Annotated in this window: 19 protein-coding genes and 1 riboswitch; of the genes, 10 read left to right on the top strand and 9 right to left on the bottom strand. The window is 68.7% G+C overall.

Going from position 1 to position 21,717, the window contains the following annotated elements:
• Positions 1-30: 30 nt before the first annotated feature.
• Positions 31-1,257 (top strand): acyl-CoA dehydrogenase family protein, encoded by a 1,227-nt coding sequence (locus tag ACX80K_RS13080; RefSeq protein WP_459272320.1) that lies wholly within the window; start codon positions 31-33, stop codon positions 1,255-1,257.
• A gap of 75 nt (positions 1,258-1,332) precedes the next feature.
• On the opposite strand, the gene ACX80K_RS13075 is transcribed toward ACX80K_RS13080, so the two are convergent.
• Positions 1,333-2,721 carry an LLM class flavin-dependent oxidoreductase gene (locus ACX80K_RS13075; protein ID WP_459272319.1) on the bottom strand — a complete coding sequence of 463 codons (1,389 nt, stop codon included), beginning with the start codon at positions 2,719-2,721 and terminating at the stop codon, positions 1,333-1,335.
• A 37-nt stretch (positions 2,722-2,758) separates the two neighbouring features.
• Positions 2,759-2,872: riboswitch (SAM riboswitch) on the bottom strand.
• 144 nt (positions 2,873-3,016) lie between these two features.
• Positions 3,017-5,464: a glycosyltransferase family 2 protein gene (locus ACX80K_RS13070; protein ID WP_459272318.1), complete on the bottom strand. Its 2,448-nt coding sequence runs from the start codon at positions 5,462-5,464 to the stop codon at positions 3,017-3,019.
• 200 nt (positions 5,465-5,664) lie between these two features.
• Here ACX80K_RS13070 and ACX80K_RS13065 point away from each other — a divergent pair, with 200 nt between their 5' ends.
• The gene (locus ACX80K_RS13065; protein WP_459272317.1) at positions 5,665-7,227 is read left to right on the top strand and encodes a chitinase; all 1,563 of its coding nucleotides are present in this window, start codon (positions 5,665-5,667) and stop codon (positions 7,225-7,227) included.
• Between the two features lie 37 nt (positions 7,228-7,264).
• On the opposite strand, the gene ACX80K_RS13060 is transcribed toward ACX80K_RS13065, so the two are convergent.
• Complete coding sequence (locus tag ACX80K_RS13060) at positions 7,265-8,086, bottom strand: DeoR/GlpR family DNA-binding transcription regulator (protein WP_459272316.1); 822 nt, start codon at positions 8,084-8,086, stop codon at positions 7,265-7,267.
• A gap of 243 nt (positions 8,087-8,329) precedes the next feature.
• Between ACX80K_RS13060 and ACX80K_RS13055 the strand changes: the two genes are divergently transcribed.
• The 6 genes from ACX80K_RS13055 to ACX80K_RS13030 all read left to right on the top strand — a co-directional run bounded on the left by ACX80K_RS13055 (position 8,330) and on the right by ACX80K_RS13030 (position 14,597).
• Positions 8,330-9,604, top strand: coding sequence for an ABC transporter substrate-binding protein (locus ACX80K_RS13055; RefSeq protein WP_459272315.1), 1,275 nt, complete (start codon positions 8,330-8,332; stop codon positions 9,602-9,604).
• Positions 9,605-9,674: 70 nt separating this feature from the next.
• Positions 9,675-10,604: a carbohydrate ABC transporter permease gene (locus ACX80K_RS13050; RefSeq protein ID WP_459272314.1), complete on the top strand. Its 930-nt coding sequence runs from the start codon at positions 9,675-9,677 to the stop codon at positions 10,602-10,604.
• 1 nt (position 10,605) lies between these two features.
• Entirely contained in the window at positions 10,606-11,451 is an 846-nt protein-coding gene (locus tag ACX80K_RS13045) for a carbohydrate ABC transporter permease (protein WP_459272313.1), read from the top strand.
• Between the two features lie 66 nt (positions 11,452-11,517).
• The gene (locus tag ACX80K_RS13040; RefSeq protein ID WP_459272311.1) at positions 11,518-12,381 is read left to right on the top strand and encodes a ketose-bisphosphate aldolase; all 864 of its coding nucleotides are present in this window, start codon (positions 11,518-11,520) and stop codon (positions 12,379-12,381) included.
• A 45-nt stretch (positions 12,382-12,426) separates the two neighbouring features.
• Positions 12,427-13,626 (top strand): ADP-dependent glucokinase/phosphofructokinase, encoded by a 1,200-nt coding sequence (locus ACX80K_RS13035; protein WP_459272310.1) that lies wholly within the window; start codon positions 12,427-12,429, stop codon positions 13,624-13,626.
• A complete protein-coding gene (locus ACX80K_RS13030) occupies positions 13,623-14,597 on the top strand; it encodes a class I mannose-6-phosphate isomerase (RefSeq protein ID WP_459272309.1) in 975 nt (324 codons plus the stop codon). Before ACX80K_RS13035 ends, ACX80K_RS13030 begins: the two co-directional genes overlap by 4 nt.
• A gap of 124 nt (positions 14,598-14,721) precedes the next feature.
• Here ACX80K_RS13030 and ACX80K_RS13025 read toward each other — a convergent pair whose 3' ends face one another.
• Complete coding sequence (locus tag ACX80K_RS13025; RefSeq protein ID WP_459272308.1) at positions 14,722-15,660, bottom strand: SDR family NAD(P)-dependent oxidoreductase; 939 nt, start codon at positions 15,658-15,660, stop codon at positions 14,722-14,724.
• Positions 15,661-15,705: 45 nt separating this feature from the next.
• Entirely contained in the window at positions 15,706-16,497 is a 792-nt protein-coding gene (locus ACX80K_RS13020) for an SDR family NAD(P)-dependent oxidoreductase (protein WP_459272307.1), read from the bottom strand.
• Between the two features lie 100 nt (positions 16,498-16,597).
• On the opposite strand from ACX80K_RS13020, the gene ACX80K_RS13015 reads away from it, so the two are divergent.
• Entirely contained in the window at positions 16,598-17,440 is an 843-nt protein-coding gene (locus ACX80K_RS13015) for a helix-turn-helix transcriptional regulator (protein WP_459272306.1), read from the top strand.
• A 51-nt stretch (positions 17,441-17,491) separates the two neighbouring features.
• Here ACX80K_RS13015 and ACX80K_RS13010 read toward each other — a convergent pair whose 3' ends face one another.
• The 3 genes from ACX80K_RS13010 to ACX80K_RS13000 all read right to left on the bottom strand — a co-directional run bounded on the left by ACX80K_RS13010 (position 17,492) and on the right by ACX80K_RS13000 (position 19,035).
• The gene (locus ACX80K_RS13010) at positions 17,492-17,848 is read right to left on the bottom strand and encodes a YciI family protein (RefSeq protein ID WP_459272305.1); all 357 of its coding nucleotides are present in this window, start codon (positions 17,846-17,848) and stop codon (positions 17,492-17,494) included.
• Positions 17,849-17,880: 32 nt separating this feature from the next.
• Positions 17,881-18,282, bottom strand: a complete 402-nt coding sequence (locus ACX80K_RS13005; protein WP_459272304.1) for a VOC family protein — start codon at positions 18,280-18,282, stop codon at positions 17,881-17,883.
• Between the two features lie 156 nt (positions 18,283-18,438).
• Positions 18,439-19,035, bottom strand: a complete 597-nt coding sequence (locus tag ACX80K_RS13000) for a TetR/AcrR family transcriptional regulator (RefSeq protein WP_459272303.1) — start codon at positions 19,033-19,035, stop codon at positions 18,439-18,441.
• Between the two features lie 443 nt (positions 19,036-19,478).
• Here ACX80K_RS13000 and ACX80K_RS12995 point away from each other — a divergent pair, with 443 nt between their 5' ends.
• A complete protein-coding gene (locus ACX80K_RS12995) occupies positions 19,479-20,432 on the top strand; it encodes a manganese catalase family protein (protein WP_459272302.1) in 954 nt (317 codons plus the stop codon).
• 86 nt (positions 20,433-20,518) lie between these two features.
• Here the strand turns inward: ACX80K_RS12995 and ACX80K_RS12990 are convergent, their stop codons facing one another.
• On the bottom strand, positions 20,519-21,496 hold the full coding sequence (locus ACX80K_RS12990; protein ID WP_459272301.1) for a LacI family DNA-binding transcriptional regulator: 978 nt from the start codon (positions 21,494-21,496) through the stop codon (positions 20,519-20,521).
• Between the last annotated feature and the right edge of the window lie 221 nt (positions 21,497-21,717).

Genomic DNA, 21,717 nt, shown 5'->3' with positions numbered 1-21,717 from the left:
CGCCCTCCCGACCTCCGAAGGAGCCCTCCGATGACCGTCGACGCCATCACCGCGCCCGCCCCCTACTCCCGGCTCGCCGCACGCTTCCGCCCCCTGTTCGAGGAGATCGCGGCCGGTGCCGCGCAGCGCGAGACCGAGCGCATCCTCCTGCACCCGCAGATCCGCCGGCTCACGGCCGCAGGGTTCACGGCCCTGCGGGTCCCCGCCGAACTCGGCGGCGGCGGGGTGTCGGCACCGCACTTCTTCCGCCTGCTCGTCGAACTCGCCGCGGCGGAATCGAACCTCGCCCAGGCCCTGCGCAGCCACATCGCCTTCGTCGAGGACCGCCTGTACGCGAACGACACGGAGTGGCTGCGGCGCGTCGCCGACGGAGCCGTGCTCGGGAACGCCTGGACCGAGACCGGGCCGGTCCCCGTCGGCGGGGTGAGCACCACCATCACCCGCGACGGGGAAGGCTACCGGGTCGACGGCACCAAGTTCTACACCACCGGGAGCCTCTACGCCGGCTGGATCCAGACCGGCGCGCGCACCGACGACGGCGAGGACGTCATCGCCATCGTGCGGCGGGACGCCCCCGGCGTCGAGGTGATCGACGACTGGGACGGGTTCGGGCAGCGGCTCACCGCGAGCGGCACCACGGTGTTCCGCGACGTCCCCGTGCCCGGCACCGACGTCATCACCGACACCGAGCACCCGCCCTACGACACCGGGGTGTACCAGCTCATCCACGTGGCGACCCTCGCCGGGATCGCCCGCGCCGCCGTCCGGGACGTGGCCTCGGAGGTTCGCGGCAGGACCCGCACCTTCAGCCACGGCAACGGCACCAGACCCAGCGAGGACATCCAGGTGCAGCAGGTGGTGGGGGAGGTCTCGGCACTCGCGTTCGCGTCCGAGGCTGCCGCGCTCCGGGTGGCCGAACTGCTGCAGGAGGCCTACGAGGCACACCTCGGCCTCCCGCCCGGGGAGGCGGATGCGGCTGCGGTGGCGGTCGAGTTCGCCTCCTCGCAGGCGCAGATCGTGGTGACGGAGCAGGTGCAGCGCGCTGCGGCCGCGATCTTCAACGCCCTCGGCGCGTCGTCGACCCGCCGGGGACTCCAGCTCGACCGGCACTGGCGCAACGCGCGCACTATCTCCTCCCACAACCCGGTCATCTACAAGTCCCGCGTCGTGGGCGACTGGGAGATCAACGGGACGGTACCGGAGTTCGTGTGGCGCGCAGGGGATGCGCCGGCCCCGGGCGGCACCGCCACCTCCTAGCACGCAGACGACGACGGCGCCCGTGAGGTCCCGGGCGCCGTCGTCGTCCGTGGCCGCGCTCGGCGGCCCAGTCCGTCAGGGACGGACGTGCTGGAGGCGGTAGCCGGCCCCCCGATGCTCCTCGGGCAGGCGGTCACCCCTGCCGAACAGCTTGTGGCGGAGCGTGCCCTCCACGTACTCCGTCGGGTAGGCCCCGCGCTGCTGCAGCTCCGGGATCACGTACCGGATCACGTCCTCGAACGAGCCGGGGGTGACGGCGTAGGCGAGGTTGAAGCCGTCGACGTCGGTCTCCTCCACCCAGGCCTGCAGCTCGTCGGCGACCTGCGCACCCGACCCGACGATCCTCGGCCCGAGTCCGCCGATGCCCGCCCACTCGGCGATGTCACGGACCGTCCAGGGGGCGCCGTCGTCGTTCACCTTCTGGAAGTTCGCCACCGCCGAGTGGATGGCGTTCGACTCCACATTGCCGAGCGGCTCGTCGGGACCATAGACGGACAGGTCCACCCCGAACCAGCCGGACACGAGCACCAGGGCGCCCTCGTAGCTGACGTACTGCTGGTACTCGGCGTGCTTCGCGTACGCCTTCTCCTCCGTCTCGTCCGTGATGACGGTGAGCAGCGTGTAGATGCGGACGGAGTAGCGGTCGCGTCCCTCGGCCTCCACCGCGTCGCGGATGCGGCCCACCACGTCCTTGAGGATCTCCTTGGTGGGCGCCCCCACGAAGACCGCCTCGGCGTTGCCGGCGGCGAACGCGATACCCCGCGACGATGCCCCGGCCTGGAAGATCACGGGGGTGCGCTGCGGCGACGGCTCGCTCAAGTGGATACCCGGGACCGTGAAGTAGGTGCCGTCGTGGTTGATGTCGTGGACCTTCGAGGGGTCGGTGAAGACACCGGACTCGCGGTCACGGACCACCGCGTCGTCCTCCCAGGACCCCTCCAGCAGCTTGTAGAGGACCTCGAGGTACTCGTCGGCGTGGTTGTACCGCTCGTCGTGCTCCAGCTGGTCCTCGTTGCCCATGTTGCGCGCGGCCGAGGGGAGGTACCCGGTGACGACGTTCCAGCCGACCCTGCCGTTGGTGAGGTGGTCCAGCGTGGAGAGGCGGCGGGCGAACGGATACGGGTGCTCGTAGGCCGTACCGGCCGTGACGCCGAAGCCGAGGTGCTCGGTCACCAGCGCCATGGCCGAGACGAGCAGGAACGGGTCGTTGACCGGTGTCTGGGTCCCCTGCCGGAGGGTCGCCTCGTTGGAGCCTCCGTAGACGTCGTAGGTGCCGAGCACATCGGCGATGAAGATGCCGTCGAAGAGGCCCTTCTCCAGGGTCTGCGCGAGATCGGCCCAGTAGCGCAGGTCCTTGTAACGCCAGGACTGGTCGTCCGGGTGGCGCCAGAGTCCGGGCGACTGGTGGCCCACGCAGTTCATGTCGAACGCGTTGAAGCGGATGTGCCGGGGTACTGCGGGCATCGGGAAACCTCCGGATCGAGGCACTGCCATGGAGGGAGCGCCGTACTTGCCCGCACGTTGCGTGCCGGGCCGAATCCTCACCTGGGGCACCCCACTACAGCGCGGGGGTTGCCGTCCAACAAACCAGGGTTTTGCGTTGGAACTCTTGATTCTGCTCCCGAGCCTAGGACGGGGTCCGACGGCGGGTCCAGACGCACCTGTCATGTCGCGTCACGAAGGGCGCCCGGACCGCGGGCACCGCAGCGCCACGTACAGCGCCCGGAGGTGCCGGCGGGCGCTGTGCGTCGGGGGCCGGTTACCGCACCCCGGCCCGACGGCGGCGGTCGTTGCCCGAGCGCAGGTCCCGGTTCAGGCGGCGGTCGCCGTGGTAGAGGATCGACGACCAGTCCGCCTCGGCCGCGGTCTTCGGCACGACCTTCGACTCCTCGACCTTCTTCGTGCGCGGCGCCACGTACAGCCAGTTCAGGACGCCGAGCCACATGTCCACCAGGGAGTTCTTGATCCCGATGTAGGCGCGGATGGCACCGGCGGCCAGGACCGCATTCAGCCCGGCGAAGACGGCGTTGCCCCAGTTCTGCTCCAGCACGTCGCGGGCGAGCGTGAGCAGCGAGAACGCGACGATCAGGTACGGGATCACCACGTAGAGGCCCGGAGCCGCGGTGCGGTCCTTGACCTTCGGTGTCCGGACGAACGGGATCTTCTCCCCCGTGAACGCCTGCTGGATGGACTTCAGCACGCCGGCGAGGTTGACCGGCAGCAGCACGAGGTTGAAGCCGTAGATCCGGAAGATGTCCGAGAAACGGTGCCCACAGTCGCGCAGGTCACTCCCCATCGCGAGGAAGTAGGGCGCGGCCGCGAGGAACACGACGGGGCTGAGGAGCCTGCTGTCGTAGGGGTAGGCGAGGAGGAACAGCAGGCCGAAGCTCGCCCAGGCGATGGACGCCATGTAGTTGACGCGCAGCAGCACCTCGCGGGCGAGCACCTGTTCGCGGAGGTGGCGGCGCCGGCGGAGCTGGTTCCACAGCTTCGGCAGGATCAGCAGGCCACCGTTCGCCCAACGCCGGCGCTGCACCACGAGGGATCCGAAGTCCGGCGGCGTGGCACTGTAGCTGAGCCGCTCGGGGTAGTTCATGAGCGTCCACCCGTGCGTGCCGAGGTCCACGCTGGACTCAGTGTCCTCGATGACGGTGCGGTCCTGGATGTAGGTCTTGATCTCGAAGCCGCCCACGTTCTCGACCTCCACGATGTCCTCCACCGCCTGCTTCCGGATGACGGCGTTGGCGCCCACCCAGAACGTGGCCCCGTAGTAGGACATGCCCTGGTGCAGGATGTGCTGGATGTCCGTCGTCGCGCCCGCCACCCGCTCGATGCGCGTGGGCGCCCCACGGAAGGACGAGTACGGCGTCTGCGTCACGGCGATCCGCTCGTTGCCGGGCGATTCGAGCAGGTGGACGAGGCGCAGGCAGTAGTCGCGCAGCAGCAGGGAGTCGGCGTCGAGCGTGAGCAGGTACGTCGAGTCGGTGACGTCGAGGATGTCGTCGCCCTCGCCGCCCTCCCCGTCCGCCAGGGGGCGCAGCACCGTGCCCGTGGCCACCTGCTCCTTCCGCCAGCGGTGACCCATGAGGGAGATGTAGGCGTTGAGGTTCATGGCCTTGTTCGCCTCGTGCGAGAGGGACGCGTAGGCCTTCCGCTCGAACGTCTCGAGCCGCGTGTTGAAGATCCGCACGAGCCGCACGTACAGCTCGCGGACGCGGTCCGGCTCCGGGCACTGCTCCTGCACCAGCGCGGCGTCGAGCGCGTACATGGTCAGACGGAGCTCGCGGGCGAGGCCCATGAGGACGAGGTCCACGAAGAACTCGTCCACGTGGTCGGCCACGGTCTCGGCGTCGGCCATGTCCTCGAGCCAGACGGCGGCGGCCTCGTACGCGGCGATGAGCGGGGGCAGGTCGTCGCACGACGGCGGGGTGTCGCCGTCGCGCGCGGCGAGGTCCGCCTCGAAGTCCCCCAGTGCGGCGGTCGCCCGGGTGGAGGGCTCGAGGAGCGCGGACTCGATCTCGAAGGAGAGCGCCCGTGTGGCGTCGAGCCGCTCGCGGATCACGGGGTCCTTGGGGTGGGGCGGGTCGTCGAGGAGCAGCACCACCCGGATGTTCGGGAACTCCTGCAGCGCCGCGGACCAGAGCGTGGCACGGACGACGGCGGGCTCCTCCGCGTAGGAGGGCACCAGCACCGTGATGCCCTCCTCGTGGTGCGCGAAGTGGCGGTCCAGCTCACCGCGCGGCACGCGCCGGTGGTCGCGGAACCGGTACAGCGCACCCTGGCGCGCCAGCAGGTACATGAGCGCCGAGAACGTCAGGAACGTGACCACGATCAGGTACGACGTCGCCTCGATCTGGAACCGGAAGCCGGCGTTCGGGTTGTTGGCGAACTGCCGCAGGATCGTCGTGACGATGTATGTGAGCCAGGCCAGCACCGTGACCACGATGCCGATCCGGCCGAGTGCGATCTTCCGCGACGACGGCGTCGGGTGCACGATCGACAGCGGCTCGGACCGCCGCTCGGCACCCCACTGCCGGCGTCGGGCCGGTGCGGCGCCGGGAGCCGCCGCGGCCACCTGTTCGAGGACGGCTGCGGCGGCAACGCCCGACGACGGCACGGCGGTCGCGCCCGCGGTCCCGGCCGGCAGGGAACCGGCAGGGGATCGTCGTCCGCGTGCGGACTCGGTGGCATCGCTGGGTCTGGACATGGCTACCTCGGCAGTAGGCGGACGGGTGGACGCACGACGTCGCTCCCGCGACACGCAGCGTCACTCTCCACCATCGGCCCGCCCGCCGTCAGCGTTAGGGAAAAGAATGACGGGGGCGGTATTTTCCTTTACGCTTCAAGCGTCTCGCGCACCCGGGGTGCGCTCTTCCGCCTCCCTCGAGGCTGTCATCTGGGGTCCATGTGTCTGCACGCTTTCCTGGCCGGAAACTCTCCGTCCTCCGCCTCTGTGTCCTGTCCGTCGTCGTCGGCGGTCTCGCCGTCGGCGGCCTGACCGGCTTCGACCGCTGGGAGGACGCGCGGGCCGCCGAGAGCACGGGTGCGTTCTTCGCGGGGTACGTGGACGTCACCGCGACGCCGTCGTACGAGTTCGAGGACCCGGCCGTTGAGACCGGCGGCAGCGTGGTGCTGTCCTTCATCGTGGCGTCGAAGACCGAGCCGTGCACCCCGTCCTGGGGTACCTTCTACGGGCTGGACGAGGCCGAGGCCGGGCTGGACCTGGACCGTCGCGTCGCCCGACTGACGCAGGACGGCGGGGAGGTCATCGTGTCCTTCGGCGGCCTCCTCAACGACGAGCTCGCCACCGCCTGCACGGATCCCGACGACCTGAAGGACGCCTACGCGGACGTCGTCGACCGGTACAGGCTCTCCACCGTCGACCTCGACATCGAGGGCGAGAACCTGAAGGACACCGAGGCGGGCCAGCGCCGCGCGGAGGCCCTTGCGGCCCTGCAGTCCGAGCGGGCCGGCACGGAGACCCCGCTCAACGTCTGGCTGACCCTGCCGGTCGCCCCGACCGGGCTGACCGCCGAGGGGACCGCCGCCGTCGCGCAGTTCCTCGAGGCCGGCGTCGACCTCGCCGGGGTGAATGTCATGACCATGGACTACGGCGGCAGCCGGCCCGAGGGCACGAGCATGCTGACCGCGTCGCAGAACGCCGCCGACGCCACGCACCGCCAGCTGCAGGTGCTGTACGAGCGGGCGGGTATCGAGATCGGGCCGCAGGCCGCCTGGCGGAAGATCGGGCTGACGCCGATGATCGGGCAGAACGACGTCAAGGGCGAGGTCTTCACACTCGACGACGCCAAGGCCTTCAACGCCTTCGCCGCCGAGCGCGGAGTGGGCCGCATGTCCATGTGGTCGCTGAACCGTGACGGCACCTGCAGCGAGAACTACGCCGACACCACCGTCGTCTCGGATGCCTGCAGCGGCATCGACCAGGAGGGGCTCCAGTTCGCGCCCCTGCTCGGGGCCGGCTTCGAGGGCCGGGCCGCGACGCTCGCCGGGGAACCCGTGGTCGAGGAGGCTCCCGAAGCCCTGGTCGAGGACGACCCCGAGACGAGCCCCTACCCCGTCTGGTCCGACGTCGGCACGTACCGCGAGGACGACCGCGTGGTGTGGCACGGCAACGTGTACACCGCGAAGTACTGGACGCAGGGAGACCTGCCGGACGATCCCGTGCTGCAGGCGGAGGAGACCCCCTGGACGCTGCTGGGACCCGTGCTGCCGAACGAGCGGCCCGTGCCCGCGGTCACCGCGCCGGCCGGGCTCTACCCCGAGTGGGACGCGAAGGCCGTGTACGAGCGCGGCGACCGGATCCTCGTCGGGGGCCGGGTGTACGAGGCGAAGTGGTGGAGCCAGAGCGACAGCCCGGAGGCGGCCGAGCAGGGCTCGGACGCGTCGCCGTGGCAGAAGCTCGACGACGCGGCGGTGCTGAAGGCCGTCGAGGAGACGTCGGGCTCCTGATCCACTCGTCGGTCGGGGTCTCCCGACCGACTGCGGCTCAGTCCGCCTCGCCCTCGGGCAGCAGGACCGTCACGCCCGCCGCATCGAGCGCAGCGGCCAGTCCCGGTTCAGGAGCCTTGTCGGTCACGAGGAAGTCGGCTCCCTCCAGCGGCACGATCTGGGCGAACAGCCGACGACCGAGCTTGGTGGAATCGGCGAGGATGGCCGTCCGGTCCGCACGCCGGACCATCTCGGCCATCATCGTGGCGTCGCCCAGGTTCGAAGCGGAATACCCCGAGGCGTCCACCGCTCCGACCGCCACCAGCGCCATGTCGCAGCGGATATCCACCTCCGGCGTTGCCGCACTCATGGCAAGGGTGACGGGACCGGTCGTCGCCTGGGTGAGGGTACGCACCGCTCCGCCGAACATGTAGAGGTCGCGGAAGACGGTGGGTGAGATCTCCGCCGGGATCCGGAGATTGTTGGTGGCGATCGTCAGGTTGCGGTGGTTCCGTAGCGCCCGCGCCACCGCGAGGCTCGTGGTGCCCGCGTTGATCATGAGCACCGACCCGTCGGCGACCAACTCGACCGCGAGCTGTGCGATCGCTTCCTTCTCGGTCGTCTGCATGCTGAGGCGCACGTCGATCTCCCGGTCGCGCCCCGCCCGCTCGGCCGCGCTGACGGCACCGCCGTGCGTGCGTACCAGGACGTTCTCACGATCGAGCTGGTCGAGATCACGACGGATCGTGTCGATGGAGACGTTGAAATGGGCGGCGAGGTCCGCGACCGTCACGCGCCCTACTTCGTCGACGTAAGCCGCGAGATCTGCTTTCCTTCCCGCCGGGAGCTGCCGTGAGCGTTGCAGTTCTTGCGAAGTCATGCCTTCATCTGTAACACATGCCGTCCAGAAGCCGCAGTATTCCTGCAGGAAACAGCAGATTCTGGCGCTCCGGCTCCCGGGGCCGTAGCCATCTCCTGCCGATAGGGCGCGTAAAGCTGCCCGGAAGTCTTGACGGGCCTGCCAGTAAAGCGCACAATCTAGGTGAAAGACGCAAAAGAACGCATAATCAAGCGAAATATCGCACCATCTCAACGAGGAGACCTGATGCCCACCCATCGGCGAATGCGCAATCGAGCAGTTCTATTCACCGGCCTTGCCACTGCTGCAGCCTCTGTCGTCGCACTCACCGGCTGCGGCTCCAGCAGCGGCTCCGAGTCCGCGGACGGCAACGTCACCATCGAGTTCGCCCAGTGGTGGGAGCCCGAACTCCCCGACGGCGAGTTCCGCGCCATGATCGACAAGTTCGAGGAGGCCAACCCGGAGGTCACCGTCGAGCTGGTCAGCGGCCCCTACGCCTCCACGAAGGAGCAACTGTTCGCGGGAGCGGCCTCCGGCACCATGCCGGACGTGGTCGGCCTGGACGGTGCCTGGGTCAGCGACTTCGCCGAGCAGGGCGTCATCGCCGACCTGACCCCGTTGCTGGACGAGGCCGGTTTCGACGACAGCCAGCTCGTGAGCCAGGTCAAGGTCGAGGACAAGACCTACATGGTCCCGGTCGTGAACTTCGTCTATCCGATGTTCACCAATGACGACCTGCTGTCCCAGGCCGGCGTGACCGCACCGCCGGAAACCCGCACCGAGTTCGCCGATGCAGCCAAGAAGGTCTCCGATCTCGACGGCGACGCCTCCGGCTGGGTGCTCCCGCTCTCCCTCGAAGCACCGAACGGCGTGCAGAACGACGTCATGTCCTGGGCCTGGGCCTCCGGCGGCTCGATGCTCAAGGACGGCCAGCCGGACCTCACGAACGACGACGTCACCTCCGCCGTCGACTTCATCGGCGGCCTCTGGGACGACGGCGTCATCGCTCCGGGCAGCTTCACCATGAAGGAGCAGGACAAGGTCGAGGAGTTCACCAACGGCCGCGTCGGCATGATGATCGACTCCCTCGCCCACATCAACCTGATCCGCGAGACCAACCCGGACCTCAACTTCTCCATCTCGGCCGTCCCGGCCGAGGACGGCTACTCCGGCGAGCGCGGCATCCCCTACGCCTCCTGGGGCATCGGCGTCGCCGAGAACTCCGAGCACAAGGACGCGGCCGCCAAGCTGGTCTCGTTCCTCATGAGCGAGGAGACCAACTCCGAGCTCTCGACGATGGCCAACGCCTTCCCCGGCAACACCGGATCGGTCCCCGCGTTCGTCGAGGACGACGACCTGTTCAAGAAGGCCTTCGACATCTACCAGGCGGGCTACCCGGCGAACGAGTTCGTCGGACTCCCGGTGGCCGAGGAGCTGATGCGCCAGCTGGGCGCGCAGCTGCAGGCCGCACTCGACGGGCAGCAGTCCCTCTCCGAAGCCCTCGAGAAGGCACAGACGGAGTGGGAAGGCGAGTTCTAGTCCCTCCTCCACCCGGATCGGGCACCGCTGCCCCCACGCGGTGCCCGATCCCCCACGAAGGTCGTCCCTCATGAGCCTCCGCACGTTCACCGCTCCCGACCCCGAGACCCTGGTCAAGGGAGCCCGACCCTCCAGGAAGCGCCGGCAGCTTCGCCGCGCCGGCGAGTCCTACGGCTTCCTCGCCCCCACCCTCCTCCTGCTGCTCGTCCTCATGATCGTGCCGATCGTGATGGTTATCGGCTACTCCTTCCAGGACAACGTGATCCTGAAGTCCTCCTCGGAGTTCACCGGGATCGCCAACTACGTCACCGTGCTGACGGACCCCGGCTTCTGGAAAGCCACGGGCAACACCCTGTACTTCTCCCTCATCAGCGTCGCCGCACACCTGGTGCTGGGGCTCACCTTCGCGATGCTGCTCAACAGCCGTCTCATCAGCGCACCGTCGCGGGCCTTCTTCCGGGCCCTGTATGTGCTGCCCTGGCTGTTCACGGCAGCGGTGATCGCGGTGCTGTGGCGCATGCTGCTCTCCCCCAACGGCATCGTGAACTTCTTGCTGAACACCGATGTCGAGTGGCTCGCCTCCCCGCAACTCGCCCTCGGAACGGTGACCTTCATCAACATCTGGGCCGGCTACCCCTTCTTCATGGTCAGCCTGCTCGCGGGCCTGCAGGGCATCCCGCAGGATCTGCACGAGGCGGCGAGCATCGACGGTGCAGGTCCCGTACAGCGTTTCTGGAACGTCACGATCCCCCAGCTCCGCCCGATCATCGTCAGCCTGCTGCTGCTCGATCTCATCTGGACCTCGCAGCAGTTCGCCCTCATCTGGCTGACCACCGGCGGCGGGCCCATCGACGTCACCGAGATGCTCAGCACCTATACCTACAAGCTCGCCTTCGCCAACTACGACTTCTCACTCGCCGCGACCGCCGCGGTCCTGGTGCTGCTGCTGTCGATGGTGCTGGCCGTGCTCTATGTGCGACACCAGAAAGCGAGGGATTGACATGGCGCTGACCACGCAGGGGCGCAACCGCCTGGCCCGCTCCGGAGTGATCGGGGGCCTCGTCCTGGGCGCGATCTTCGCCGCCGGTCCGATTCTCTGGATGCTGTCGAGCTCGTTCAAGTCGAACACGGAGATCTTCGAACTCCCACCCCGGCTGATCACGGACTCGTTCTCGTTCGACGCCTATACGGCGATCCTCACGAACTCCGAGACGCTCCGGTTCTTCTTCAACAGCTACCTCGTCGCCGGCGCGGTGACCATCCTGACGCTGCTCGTCGCGATCCACGCCGCCTACGCGTTCAGCCGGTTCGAGTTCCGCGGCAAGAGGGTGCTGAACGTCGTCATCGTCAGCGTGCAGGCGGTCCCTCCGATCACGCTGCTCATCCCGTACTTCGGACTGGTCGTCGGGCTCGGGCTCTACAACACCTACCCGGGCCTGATCCTCACCTACATGGTGTTCACGCTGCCCTACGCCATCATCATGATGACCGGCTACATGAACACCCTGCCCAAGGAGCTCGACGAGGCGGTGCGCGTCGACGGGGCGGGCTCGCTCACCGCGCTGTGGAGGGTCCTGGTCCCCATCTCGGTACCGGGCATCGTCTCGGTCGGCATCTACACCTTCATGATCGCCTGGAACGAGTACCTGTTCGCGCTCACACTGACCCGCACCACGGAGATGCGCACGGTCCCGATCGGCATCCAGCTGCTGATGGGCCAGCACTCCTACGAGTGGAACCAGATCATGGCCATGAGCATCCTCGGGTCCGTCCCGGTCCTAATCCTCTTCCTGCTCCTCCAGCGCTACTTCATCAGCGGCCTCACCGCCGGTTCGGTCAAGAGCTGACCACCGGCTCCTGAGCGCCCGCCATCCACCCCTTTCCCGCACGTCATCTACTCAAGGAGAACCACAGTGCTGTACACCGGTAAGTCCATCCTCGACATCGCCAACGAACACAACTTCGCCATCCCCGCGTTCAACATCAGCGACTGGGCCATGTTCAACGGGGTCATGGACATCAGCGAGGAGAAGGAAGCCCCGGTCATCATCGCCATCCACCCCGACGAGGTCTCCCACATCCGTACCGACCTCGTCGCGGCGATGCGCAGCCGGGCGCACCGCTCCAGCGTCCCGGTGGCGATCCACTGGGATCACGGCGGGACCTTCGAGCAGATGATCACCGCGATCCAGGCCGGCTTCACCTCGGTCATGATCGACGCCTCCCTCCTGCCCTTCGACGAGAACGTGGCGCTCACCCGCAAGGTCGTCGAGGCCGCCCACGCTGTCGGCATCCAGGTCGAGGGCGAGCTCGGCACGATCGGCGCGAATGACAGCTACGGGGAGTCCGGCGCCGCCGAGATCATCTACACCAACCCCGACGACGCCGTCCGCTTCGTCAGGGAGACCGGCGTCGACAGCCTGGCGATCGCCATCGGCACCTCGCACGGCCTCTACCCGGCGGAGAAGAACCCTGAACTCCGCCATGATCTCCTCGAGCAGATCAAGGCTGCCGTCGGCATCCCCCTGGTGCTGCACGGCGGCTCCGCCAACCCGGACAGCGAGTTGGCCCGTGCGGTGACGCTGGGCATCAACAAGATCAACATCTCGAGCGACATCAAGGTGTCCTACCACAACGCGATGCGCCGGATCCTGGGCACCGACGAGCGCCTCCGTGAACCGAACGCCATCCAGCCCGAGGCCATCGCGGCGCTGAAGGTGACCGCGGCCGAGAAGATCGAACTGTTCGGCGCCGACGGCAAGGCCAAGTTGTACTGACGGTACGGACGGACAGGTGCGACTGAGGTGAAGGGGATCGGTGTCATGGGATCAACGCTCGTACTCGGGCTCGGCGGGACGGTCGACTACGAGGTGCAGTGGGACGCGGCGGTCGTCGAAGCGCTCGCTGCGAGGTTCGGCATCCGACGGTCCGAGCTGACCACCATGGCACCGATCGTCGACGAACGCTCGCTGGTCGTCACCATCCTCGGCTTCCTGGTCGACGGGGCGGGCGGCGAGCGGTTCGTGGAATCCTCCGAGGTCGTGAAGGACTTCGCCGGGCGCTTCACCACCGAGGTGACGATCGGCGGGACCGGGGTGCGGGCAGGGATCGCACTCGACCGCCTGGGCATCCCGACCGTTCAGCACCTCGTGAGCATCGACGACAACGTGCGCCGGCTCCTGCCGGCGTCCATCTCGTACGTCAGCTCGGCGACCGGGGACACGCTCGATCCGCACCTCATCGTGCAGTACCCACCGGGCACGCGCGTACGGCTCGATGACGGCGACGTGGTCTCGCCGTCGTCGAACCGGCTCATCTTCGCGAACGACCCGCCGAACCGCAGCATGGCGATCGCCTCCGAGCTGGGCGCGGCGCTCGACGACGCCTCCGTGCTGCTCGTGTCGGGTTTCAACACGATGCAGGACGAGGACCTCCTGGAACGGCGGCTCACCGACCTCGACGCCGCCATGATGCACCTGCACCCCTCGGCGCTCGTCTACTACGAGGACGCGGGCTTCTACGTCCGGCGCTTCGCCCAGCGGATCTGGGCGCATCTGCTGGCGCGCATCGACGTGTACGGCATGAACGAGGACGAGCTCCAGGAGTACGTGGGGCGGCCGGTCGACCTGTTGGACGCCAGGGACGTCGCCGCGGCCCTCCTCGATGTGCACCAGCTCATCCCGGTTCCCACGCTGCTCGTGCACACCCGGCACTGGGCGATCGCCCTGGGGCCGACGGCGGAACAGCATCGCCCCGCCCTCGCCAGCGCCGTGCAGATGGCGGCAACCCGTTACCGGCTGGGCGACGGCTTCACCGCGGCCGACTTCGAAGCGACCAGCGGCCTCCCACGCAGTGCCGGCGGCGAAGCCGTGGTCGGCGGGGTGGAGCAGAAGATCACCGGCGCGGTCGGCGTCCCTGCCTTCGACCTCGACACACCCTCGCCGACCACGATCGGGCTCGGCGACAGCTTCGTCGGCGGATTCCTGGTGGTCCACGCGCCTATCCGGCAGCCGCAACCGTGATCGAACGGCTGCCCTCGAATCGGCCCCCGGAGCGCTTCTACCGCGGAGGGGTACGCATCTCGGCGTTCCGCGGAGAACCGGCTGCGGCGGAGTTCGAGCCGGAGGACTGGATCGGCTCGACGACGACGATCTTCGGCGAGGAGCAGCTCGGGCTCACGCGCCTCGCCGACGGCATGCTCTTCCGCGACGCTGTCGGGAAGGATCCCGAGTACTGGCTGGGCGCGGACCATGTGGCGCGCTGGGGTGACGACGTCCGCCTGTTGGTGAAGCTGCTCGACGCCGGTCAGCGCCTTCCCGTCCACGCACACCCCGACGACGCCTTCGCCGCCCTGCATCTCGGGGCCGGCCACGGCAAGGCCGAGGCCTGGTACATCCTCGAGGCCGGGACCGTCCATCTGGGGCTCACACGGCAGGTGGGCGAAGCCGAACTGGCGGCCCTCGTCGAGCTGCAGGACGTCGACGGGTTGCTGGGCCTCCTGCACGAGATCGACGTCTCGCCGGGCGACGTGGTGTGGGTACCGCCCGGCATGCTGCATGCGATCGGCGCCGGCGTCCTGCTCCTCGAACTGCAGCAGCCGGAGGACCTCTCGATCCTGCTGGAATGGAGGGACTTCGCGCTGGACGGCACTGCCGACGGCCATCTGGGCCTCGGCTTCGACGTGGCGCTGCGTGCAGTGCAGCGGACCGCGACCTCCCGGGACGCCCTGCCCGGGCTCGTGCGGACGGCGCCACCCAGCGGTTCGGTCTTCCCGGCGGGCGCGGACCCGTTCTTCCGCCTGGAGCGGCTCCCGGTCGACGGGCCCATCTCGATCCCCCGAGGATTTGCTGTGCTCGTCGTCAGCGGGGGTGACGTCGTCGTCGGGACCGATGTCGCTCCACGCGGCAGCACCTGGCTCGTGCCTGCCGGTGCGGGGCGACTACCGGTCGACGGCGTCGGCGAGATCCTGGTGGCGCGGCCCCCAGCTGCCTAGGCTGCGGGACATCCCCGAGCGGTGGTCAGTGCTGAGCTCCGGTCACGGCGGAGAGGCCGGCCGTTCCAGGGCGGGTCTGCCGATCAACCGGTGACGCTGCACGACACCGTCCAGGTGCGGGGGCCTACGGCAAAAGATCGAGGGAGACGTCCCAGAGCCGTCGGGCACTGGCCCCGTCCAGGGCGTACCGCATCACGCCATGGGTCCCGTCGATGATGGCCGGGACCACCTCCGCCTCCCTGCAGTCCTCGAGGTACTTCCCTCCGGTGTTCTCCAGGAGGGGGGAGGTCGCGGCGAAGACCGAGGTCGCGGCACCCTGCTCGGGTGTCTTGGTGGCGAGGCCGGCGGCAGCGACCTGCTTTTTCGTCGCCGCCAGGACGTCCGGGTCCCAGTGGCGTTGGAGGTTGGTCCAGATCCCGCCGGGCATGACGGCGTTCGCGGTGATGCCGTCCCCGGCCCATCGCCGCGTCGCCTCGACGGCGAAGAGGACGTTCGCCGTCTTCGACTGTCCGTAGGCCTGTCCGGCGTCGTACGGCCTGCGGTCGAAGAACAGGTCGTCGTAGACGATGTCGGACATGCCGTGTCCGCTGGAGCTCACCGCGACGATCCTCGCGTCGCCCGCGGCCGCGAGCGCACGGTGCAGGCGGTGGGCGAGCGCGAAGTGTCCGAGGTGGTTGGTGGCGAACTGCAACTCCCACCCGAGCGGTGTCCGCAGCTCCGGGGTCATCATGATGCCCGCGTTGGCGATCAGCAGGTGCAGTGGGCCCGTCCACGCGTCCGCGAACCGGTCGATGGAGTCGAGGTCGGCGAGCTCGAGGCGTTCGACGTGCACGGCCACGTCCGGTCGGGTACCGGTGATGTCCTCCGCGACCCGGTGTCCGGCGTCGACGTCCCGGACCGCGAGGGTGACTTCCGCGCCGGCATGGGCGAGCGCCCGGGCGGTCTCGATCCCGATGCCCGAGGCACCTCCGGTGACGATCGCGGTGCGGCCGGACAGGTCGAGACCCTCGACGACCTCCCGGGCGGTACTCGCTGCGGTGAACGGTGAATCGATGCTCGTCATGGTGTCCTGTCGTGGTGCTCGGGTCGGTTCCTGGGTGGGCCCTGCTCAGCGGAGCCGCGTCGCCACGATCCCGCCATCGATCGCGAGGATGCTTCCGTGCATCATCCTCGAGGCGTCGGACGCGAGGAAGAGTACTCCCTGCGCGATGTCCTCGGGCAGCACTACTCCGCCCGCAGGAGTCGTGGCCGTCATGGCATCCAGGATGGCTCGCGCCGCCTCGTTGCCTGGAGTCAGCGTCGCTCCCGGGGAGATCGTATTGACCCGGACACCCCGGGGCCCGAACTCGGCGGCCCAGGACCTGGTGAACTGCTCGACGGCGGCCTTGGTCGCCGTGTACATGGCGGCGAAGGGGCTACCCACCGAGGCCATCCATGAACCGACGTTGACGACGACGCCCGCTCCGGCCCCCGCCATGACGGGGAGGATCGACGCGGCGAGGACATGGGGCGCACGGATGTTGACGGCGAGCAGGGCGTCGAGCTCGTCATCGGCGAGGTCCGCCGTCGTCGTGGCGGGGTAGATCCCGGCGTTGTTGACGAGGATGTCGATGCGTCCTCCGAGCTGGTCGGTGGCGTCCGCGGCGAACCGCCGCAGGACCGCGTAGTCGCCTGCCAGATCGACGCCGAGGAACGTCGCTCGGCCTCCTGCCTCCCTGATCCGCAGTGCGACCTCTGCCCCGCGGGTCGTGTCGCGTCCGCTCACGAGGACCTCGGCGCCGGCTGACGCGAGGGCGACGGCGGTCGCGGCCCCGATGCCGCTGGTGGAACCCGTGACGAGCGCCGTCCGGCCCTCCAGGTTCCTCGTGCCGATGGAAGTGGCGTTCGATGTCGATGTCATGGATCAGTTCTAGGTGCAGGCGGGCCCGCGGACCAGATCACGGTCAGCCGGGGTACGACAGGACCACGCTGGGCGGTGCGGGAGGTCCTACAGTGAGGAGATGGCCGCTGATCGCATGCACCTCGGAGCCTTCCTGCGCTCCCGCCGCGACGGTCTGACCCCGGCGGACGTCGGTATGCGTGCGTTCCCCGGGCCGCGCCGGGTGCCCGGGTTGCGCAAGGAGGAACTGGCGGTGCTGGCCGGCGTGAGTTCCGACTACTACAGCCGCCTGGAGCAGGGACGGCAGGCGAATGTCTCCCGCAGCGTCCTCGACGCACTGGCCGGGGCGCTGCGCCTGAACGAGGTGGAGCGGAAGCATCTTCATGCCCTCGCCGACCCCTCGAACCGCCCTCCGTCGAAAGCGGCACCCGTGCAGCACGCCGATCCGGGCCTGCTCCGGTTGATGACCGTCATGGATCACGTGCCGGCCCTCATCCTCGGCCGCCGGGCAGAGGTGCTGGCGACCAACGCGCTCCTCACCGCCGTCCTCGGGAACGTACGACTCGCGTCGTCGCTGGTGCGCTTCATGTTCTTCGATCCCCTGGCCCGGGAGCGCATCGTGAACTGGGCCCATTTCGCCGCCTCGTCGGTCGCCGCCCTCCGCGGCGAACTCGGCCGCCACCCCGACGACGACCGGCTCATCGCGTTGATCGAGGAACTCCGGTCGCGGGACGCCGACGCGGCGCAGTGGTGGGACGACCACCGGGTGCAGGATTACGCGTCGGCCGCCAAGCAGATCCTCCACCCGATCGTCGGGGCACTGGCCTTCGACATCGAGACGGTTCAGGCGACGCGCGGTACCGACCAGGTCCTCGTCGTCTACACGGCGCAACCCGACTCGGAGACCCTGCGGAAACTACCGTTCCTCGCCAGTTGGAGCATGGAGAACACGGCGTCCATGTGAGTCGCCGTCGGTTCCTGGGCCCTGCGTCGGTGCACCCGGTTCGTGCCTCGCCTACCCGGGATGGCCGATGATACCTCCGCTGTGGACGGGACGGACCTCCACGCCGCCCGTGCTCGTGGAGACCGCAGGGTTCAGGCGGGCGATCGCCACGGCGGCATCGAGATCAGGCGCTTCCACGACGTAGAAGCCTGCGACGAACTGGTCGGCCTCGACGAAGGGGCCGGCAACAGTGCCGTCCCGCCGGACGGACACCGCGCTGCCCCGAGGCGTCAGGGCGTAGGCGAGCGACATCGTGCCGGCGACGGCGAGGTCCCGGGCATGTCGGTCGTTCTCCTCGAGTTCGGCCGCTGCCGCGTCCACCGCATGGAGGGACTCGTCTGCATAGATGAGGATGGCGAAGTGCGGCATCGGAAGGCCTTTCGTAGCGGTCGGTGGTGCTGTCATGTCTGGGGCTCGTAGCCGAGGAGCCAGCGGAGGCCGTAGCGGTCGGTGACCTGGCCGTCCGAGGCACCCCACGGCCTCGGGGACAGGGGGTCGATCCCGGATCCGCCGACCGAGAGCCTGTCGAACCATGCGTGGAGGATTGCCGGCTCGGCTGTTCCGAGCAGCGACAGCAGGAGGCCCTCGACCCGGACCGCCCGCTCTCCTGCTGCCGCATCCGATCCTGCGAGGGCGACGACGCCGTCGAGCACGCCGTGGGCCACGGCATCCGGCGGGCCGTCCGTCCTGCCGAAGTCCTGATAGGAGTGGAGGGTCAGCTCGCCCCCGAAGACGTCGGCGTAGAAGCCGAGCGCTTCCCGCGCGATCCCGGGGAAGCTGACGTAGACGAGGGGTGCGGCCATGGGGAGTCCTGACGTAGGAGTTGTTCGTTCGATACCCCTTGGACGGGGTCAACCCGGCAAAGTCATCGGAGGACGGGAACCCGGCGTTGCCAGGGCCGTGACACCACGCACCCTACCTGCCCGTTCGCCGGGCAGCCGGAAGGCCCTGCCGGTCCGTCAGTGGGAAGGCGCATCAGGGGCGTGGCTGGCGAGGAGCAGTTGCCCGAGCTTCCTGATCCTGCCGGGCGAGGTGTAGCCGCTGCCCATGGCGGCGACGACCGAGCCCTGCAGGAGGATCATCCAGCACTCCGCGAAGTCACGCGGGTCGGTGAGTCCCATCCCTGCAGCAGCGTTCTCGACCTGATCACGCATGTCCCGTAGATACCCCGCGCTCGCCGCCCCGACGACGTCGCCGGGGCCCGCCTCGACCAGTGCCCGGATGTACGGGCAGCCCGTGAAGTCCTCGGCCTGGAACCACTCGTCGAAGATGTCGAAGATCGCCAGGAGCTGATCCTCCGGAGAGTCCCCCCGCTTCTGGGCTTCGGCGCCCAGATAGCCGATGGTGAACAGGTCCCGACGGCGGCTGAGGAACGCCATGATGAGGTCGTTCTTCGACGGGAAGTGGCTGTAGAAGGAGGCTTTCGCAACCCCCGCCGTGTGGATGATCTCGTTGACGCCCACCGACCGGACGCCCCGCTCGACGAACAGGTCGTAGGACGCATCGAGGATCCGCTGCCGCGCAGTCTTCACCGAGGAGTTCTCTACGAGGTGCATACGCCTTCTCCCGTCAGGATCATCACCGATCCTAACCATATCGCTTGCGGACAGACCGGTCTGTCTGTTTATGATGGAGGCGCTCATCGACCCCCCATCGATGAGCGAGCAGTGGGCGTCAACGTCCGCTTGCCGTGGTGGTGCCGGCCCATCCTGATGACCCGGCACCACCATGCCGCAAAGGTGCCGATGGTGTGGCCCTGCTGATGGGCGCCGTCGTCCTCACCGGGGCATCCTCCTTCGCGGTGCTCGACCACAGGAGCTGACGGGCGCAGGCCCGGCGACGGCCGTACGCGCCCGTTCCCTGGACAGCCGGCCGGCGAGGACCCGGTTGTCCGCACTTGGCAACCCCGGACCCCTGGAGGCAGGCACGGTTGTGGGGGCGGGTGTTGTGGAGAAGTGTGGGGCCCGGTGGCATCCTGCCGCCCATTTGAGGAGGCCCCATGTTCTTCCACGTCCAGCAGCTCATCAACGAGATCGTCCCCGACGAGCCGGATCCCGCGGCCGCCAATGCCCTGCAGGAGGGCCTGGGTGGGCAGTTTGGCGAGATGCGCACCATGATGCAGTACCTGTTCCAGAGCATGAACTTCCGCGGCCCCTCGGCCAAGCCCTACCGCGATCTGATCCAGGGCATCGGCACCGAGGAGATCAGCCACGTGGAGCTGATCGGCACCACGATCTCCCGGCTCCTCGACGGCTCACCCCGCTACCAGGGCAAGCTCGACGACCCCCTGGACACCCCCGGTGCGGGCGGGGCCATTCCGCTCAACCTCGCCCTGTCCCAGAGCAACATCCACCACTACCTCGTGGGCGCGCAGGGGGCCCTGCCCGTGGACGCCGCGGGCAACCCGTGGAGCGGCAGCTACGTCTACAACTCCGGGAACCTCCCCCTGGACCTGCTGTACAACCTGATGCTCGAGGCCACCGGCCGGCTGCAGAAGTGCCGCATGTACGAGATGACGGACAACAAGACCGCGCGTTCCACCATCTCCTACCTGATCGTCCGCGACCAGGCCCACGAGAACGGGTTCGCCAAGGCCCTCGAGACGCTCGGGGTGAACTGGAAGTCGCTGCTGCCCATCCCGAAGACCAATGCCGAGCAGTTCCCCGAGGTCAAGAAGCTCCTCGATCTCGGGCTGCACAGCAAGCAGTACACCTTCGACCTCAAGGGCCAGTCGGAGGCCGGCAAGATCTACCAGGGGCTGTCGCCGTCGAAGGACGGTACCAACCTCGACGCCAGCGAGCAGGCCCCCGAGGGCGTGCCGTCGGAGATCGCCCCCGAGCGGCTCGAGGAGTTCGCCCCAGGACTGGACCCCGAGCTGCTCGAGCTGATCCAGGCGACGGCGGACATGGAGATGGCGGACATCGACGCCATGTTCGGCCCTGTCGCCAAGTAGCTGACCCCCAGGCACGGCGGTGCCACCGGCTATCCGTGAAGAGCCGGTGGCACCACCCTGCCGGCGTCCCGCATGATGGTGCCGCGTCAGGCCGAGTACGAGGTGCTTCGACGGGGGATGAGGACGCTGGGGAACTCGACCTGCTGGAGCGGCAGGCCCGGCGTGGAGAGCCGGTCGAGCAGCATGCGGACTCCTGCCTGCGCCATTTCACGGCTGGGCTGGCGAATCGTGGTGAGGCTGAAGGATTCCCAGGCGGCCATCTCGACGTCGTCGTACCCGATGACCCAGCAGTCGTCCCGCACCGGTTCCGGAGTCCCGCGGAGGGCGTCCAGGGCTCCGAAGGCCATGTAGTCGTTGACGCAGAACACGGCCTGGGGGCGGTCGGCCCCGGCCAGGATCCGGTTCACGATCTGCGTGGCGCGATCATGGGAGAACCCGCCCTGGAACTGCAGGGCAGCCGGGACGGGGTGCCCTCGATCGCTCATGCGCTGCAGGAAACCTGCACAGCGGTCCCTCGAAGTACTGGCTTCCTCGGTTCCTGAGATCAGGACGACGCGGGTCCGACCGTGGCGGAGGAGGTAGTCGGCGACGAGCGCACCCCCCGCGACGTTGTCGCTGGCCACCTGGTCGCACTCCAACCCCTCGACGATCCGGTTGATCAGCACGATCGGGTTGTCCTGCGACACCGCGGCCTGGAGTTCGACCGACCCCTTCGTCGCCGTCGTGAAGATCACGCCGTCCACGGCGCGTTCCCGGATGGCCGCGACGGCATCGACGTGGCTCTCCGCCCCGGCATTCCAGATCACGACGCGGTACCCGGCCGCATCGAGCGTGCGGGTCAGCTCGTCCAGCAACTCGGGGTAGAAGGGGTTGATCAGGTCGTCGACCACCACTCCTACCGTGCGCGTCCGCCTCGTCTTCATGGCCTGCGCACCCGCGTGGGGGACGTACCCGAGGGTCTCGACGGCCGCCAGCACCTTGGCGACGGTGTGGGGTGCGGGCTTCGACGAGGACGACAGCACGCGCGACACCGTGGCCTGGGAGACGCCCGCCAGCTGAGCCACGTCCCGACTCGTCACCATGCGTCCCGACCTCCGTCCTCGACCGGCTTTCCGGTACCACCACCCTATCCGGCCCCACCACAGTGCCTGCGGGCACGGACAACGCCGCCATCGCGCCGAGTATACGTATACATTTGTCTGCCGAAAAGGTTGTGCCCTCTCCGTGTATACGTATACATTGAACGGGACGGGTCGCACACGGCCTGTGTCCGGGGCGCTCCCCA

It is taken from the genome of Arthrobacter sorbitolis (genome assembly GCF_054510995.1).
Note: the sequence above shows the minus strand (reverse complement) of the source record. Positions and strands in the feature narration are given on the sequence as shown.

What these genes read in the sequence shown, in the direction of transcription:
- ACX80K_RS13080 (WP_459272320.1), top strand. Translation starts at nt 31, where the DNA reads ATGACCGTCGACGCCATCACCGCGCCCGCCCCCTACTCCCGGCTCGCC.
- ACX80K_RS13020 (WP_459272307.1), bottom strand. Translation starts at nt 16,497, where the DNA reads ATGACATCGACATCGAACGCCACTTCCATCGGCACGAGGAACCTGGAG.
- ACX80K_RS13035 (WP_459272310.1), top strand. Translation starts at nt 12,427, where the DNA reads ATGGGATCAACGCTCGTACTCGGGCTCGGCGGGACGGTCGACTACGAG.
- ACX80K_RS13050 (WP_459272314.1), top strand. Translation starts at nt 9,675, where the DNA reads ATGAGCCTCCGCACGTTCACCGCTCCCGACCCCGAGACCCTGGTCAAG.
- ACX80K_RS13075 (WP_459272319.1), bottom strand. Translation starts at nt 2,721, where the DNA reads ATGCCCGCAGTACCCCGGCACATCCGCTTCAACGCGTTCGACATGAAC.
- ACX80K_RS13055 (WP_459272315.1), top strand. Translation starts at nt 8,330, where the DNA reads ATGCGCAATCGAGCAGTTCTATTCACCGGCCTTGCCACTGCTGCAGCC.
- ACX80K_RS13015 (WP_459272306.1), top strand. Translation starts at nt 16,598, where the DNA reads ATGGCCGCTGATCGCATGCACCTCGGAGCCTTCCTGCGCTCCCGCCGC.
- ACX80K_RS13070 (WP_459272318.1), bottom strand. Translation starts at nt 5,464, where the DNA reads ATGTCCAGACCCAGCGATGCCACCGAGTCCGCACGCGGACGACGATCC.
- ACX80K_RS13060 (WP_459272316.1), bottom strand. Translation starts at nt 8,086, where the DNA reads ATGACTTCGCAAGAACTGCAACGCTCACGGCAGCTCCCGGCGGGAAGG.
- ACX80K_RS13000 (WP_459272303.1), bottom strand. Translation starts at nt 19,035, where the DNA reads ATGCACCTCGTAGAGAACTCCTCGGTGAAGACTGCGCGGCAGCGGATC.
- ACX80K_RS12995 (WP_459272302.1), top strand. Translation starts at nt 19,479, where the DNA reads ATGTTCTTCCACGTCCAGCAGCTCATCAACGAGATCGTCCCCGACGAG.
- ACX80K_RS13045 (WP_459272313.1), top strand. Translation starts at nt 10,606, where the DNA reads ATGGCGCTGACCACGCAGGGGCGCAACCGCCTGGCCCGCTCCGGAGTG.
- ACX80K_RS13010 (WP_459272305.1), bottom strand. Translation starts at nt 17,848, where the DNA reads ATGCCGCACTTCGCCATCCTCATCTATGCAGACGAGTCCCTCCATGCG.
- ACX80K_RS13005 (WP_459272304.1), bottom strand. Translation starts at nt 18,282, where the DNA reads ATGGCCGCACCCCTCGTCTACGTCAGCTTCCCCGGGATCGCGCGGGAA.
- ACX80K_RS13025 (WP_459272308.1), bottom strand. Translation starts at nt 15,660, where the DNA reads ATGACGAGCATCGATTCACCGTTCACCGCAGCGAGTACCGCCCGGGAG.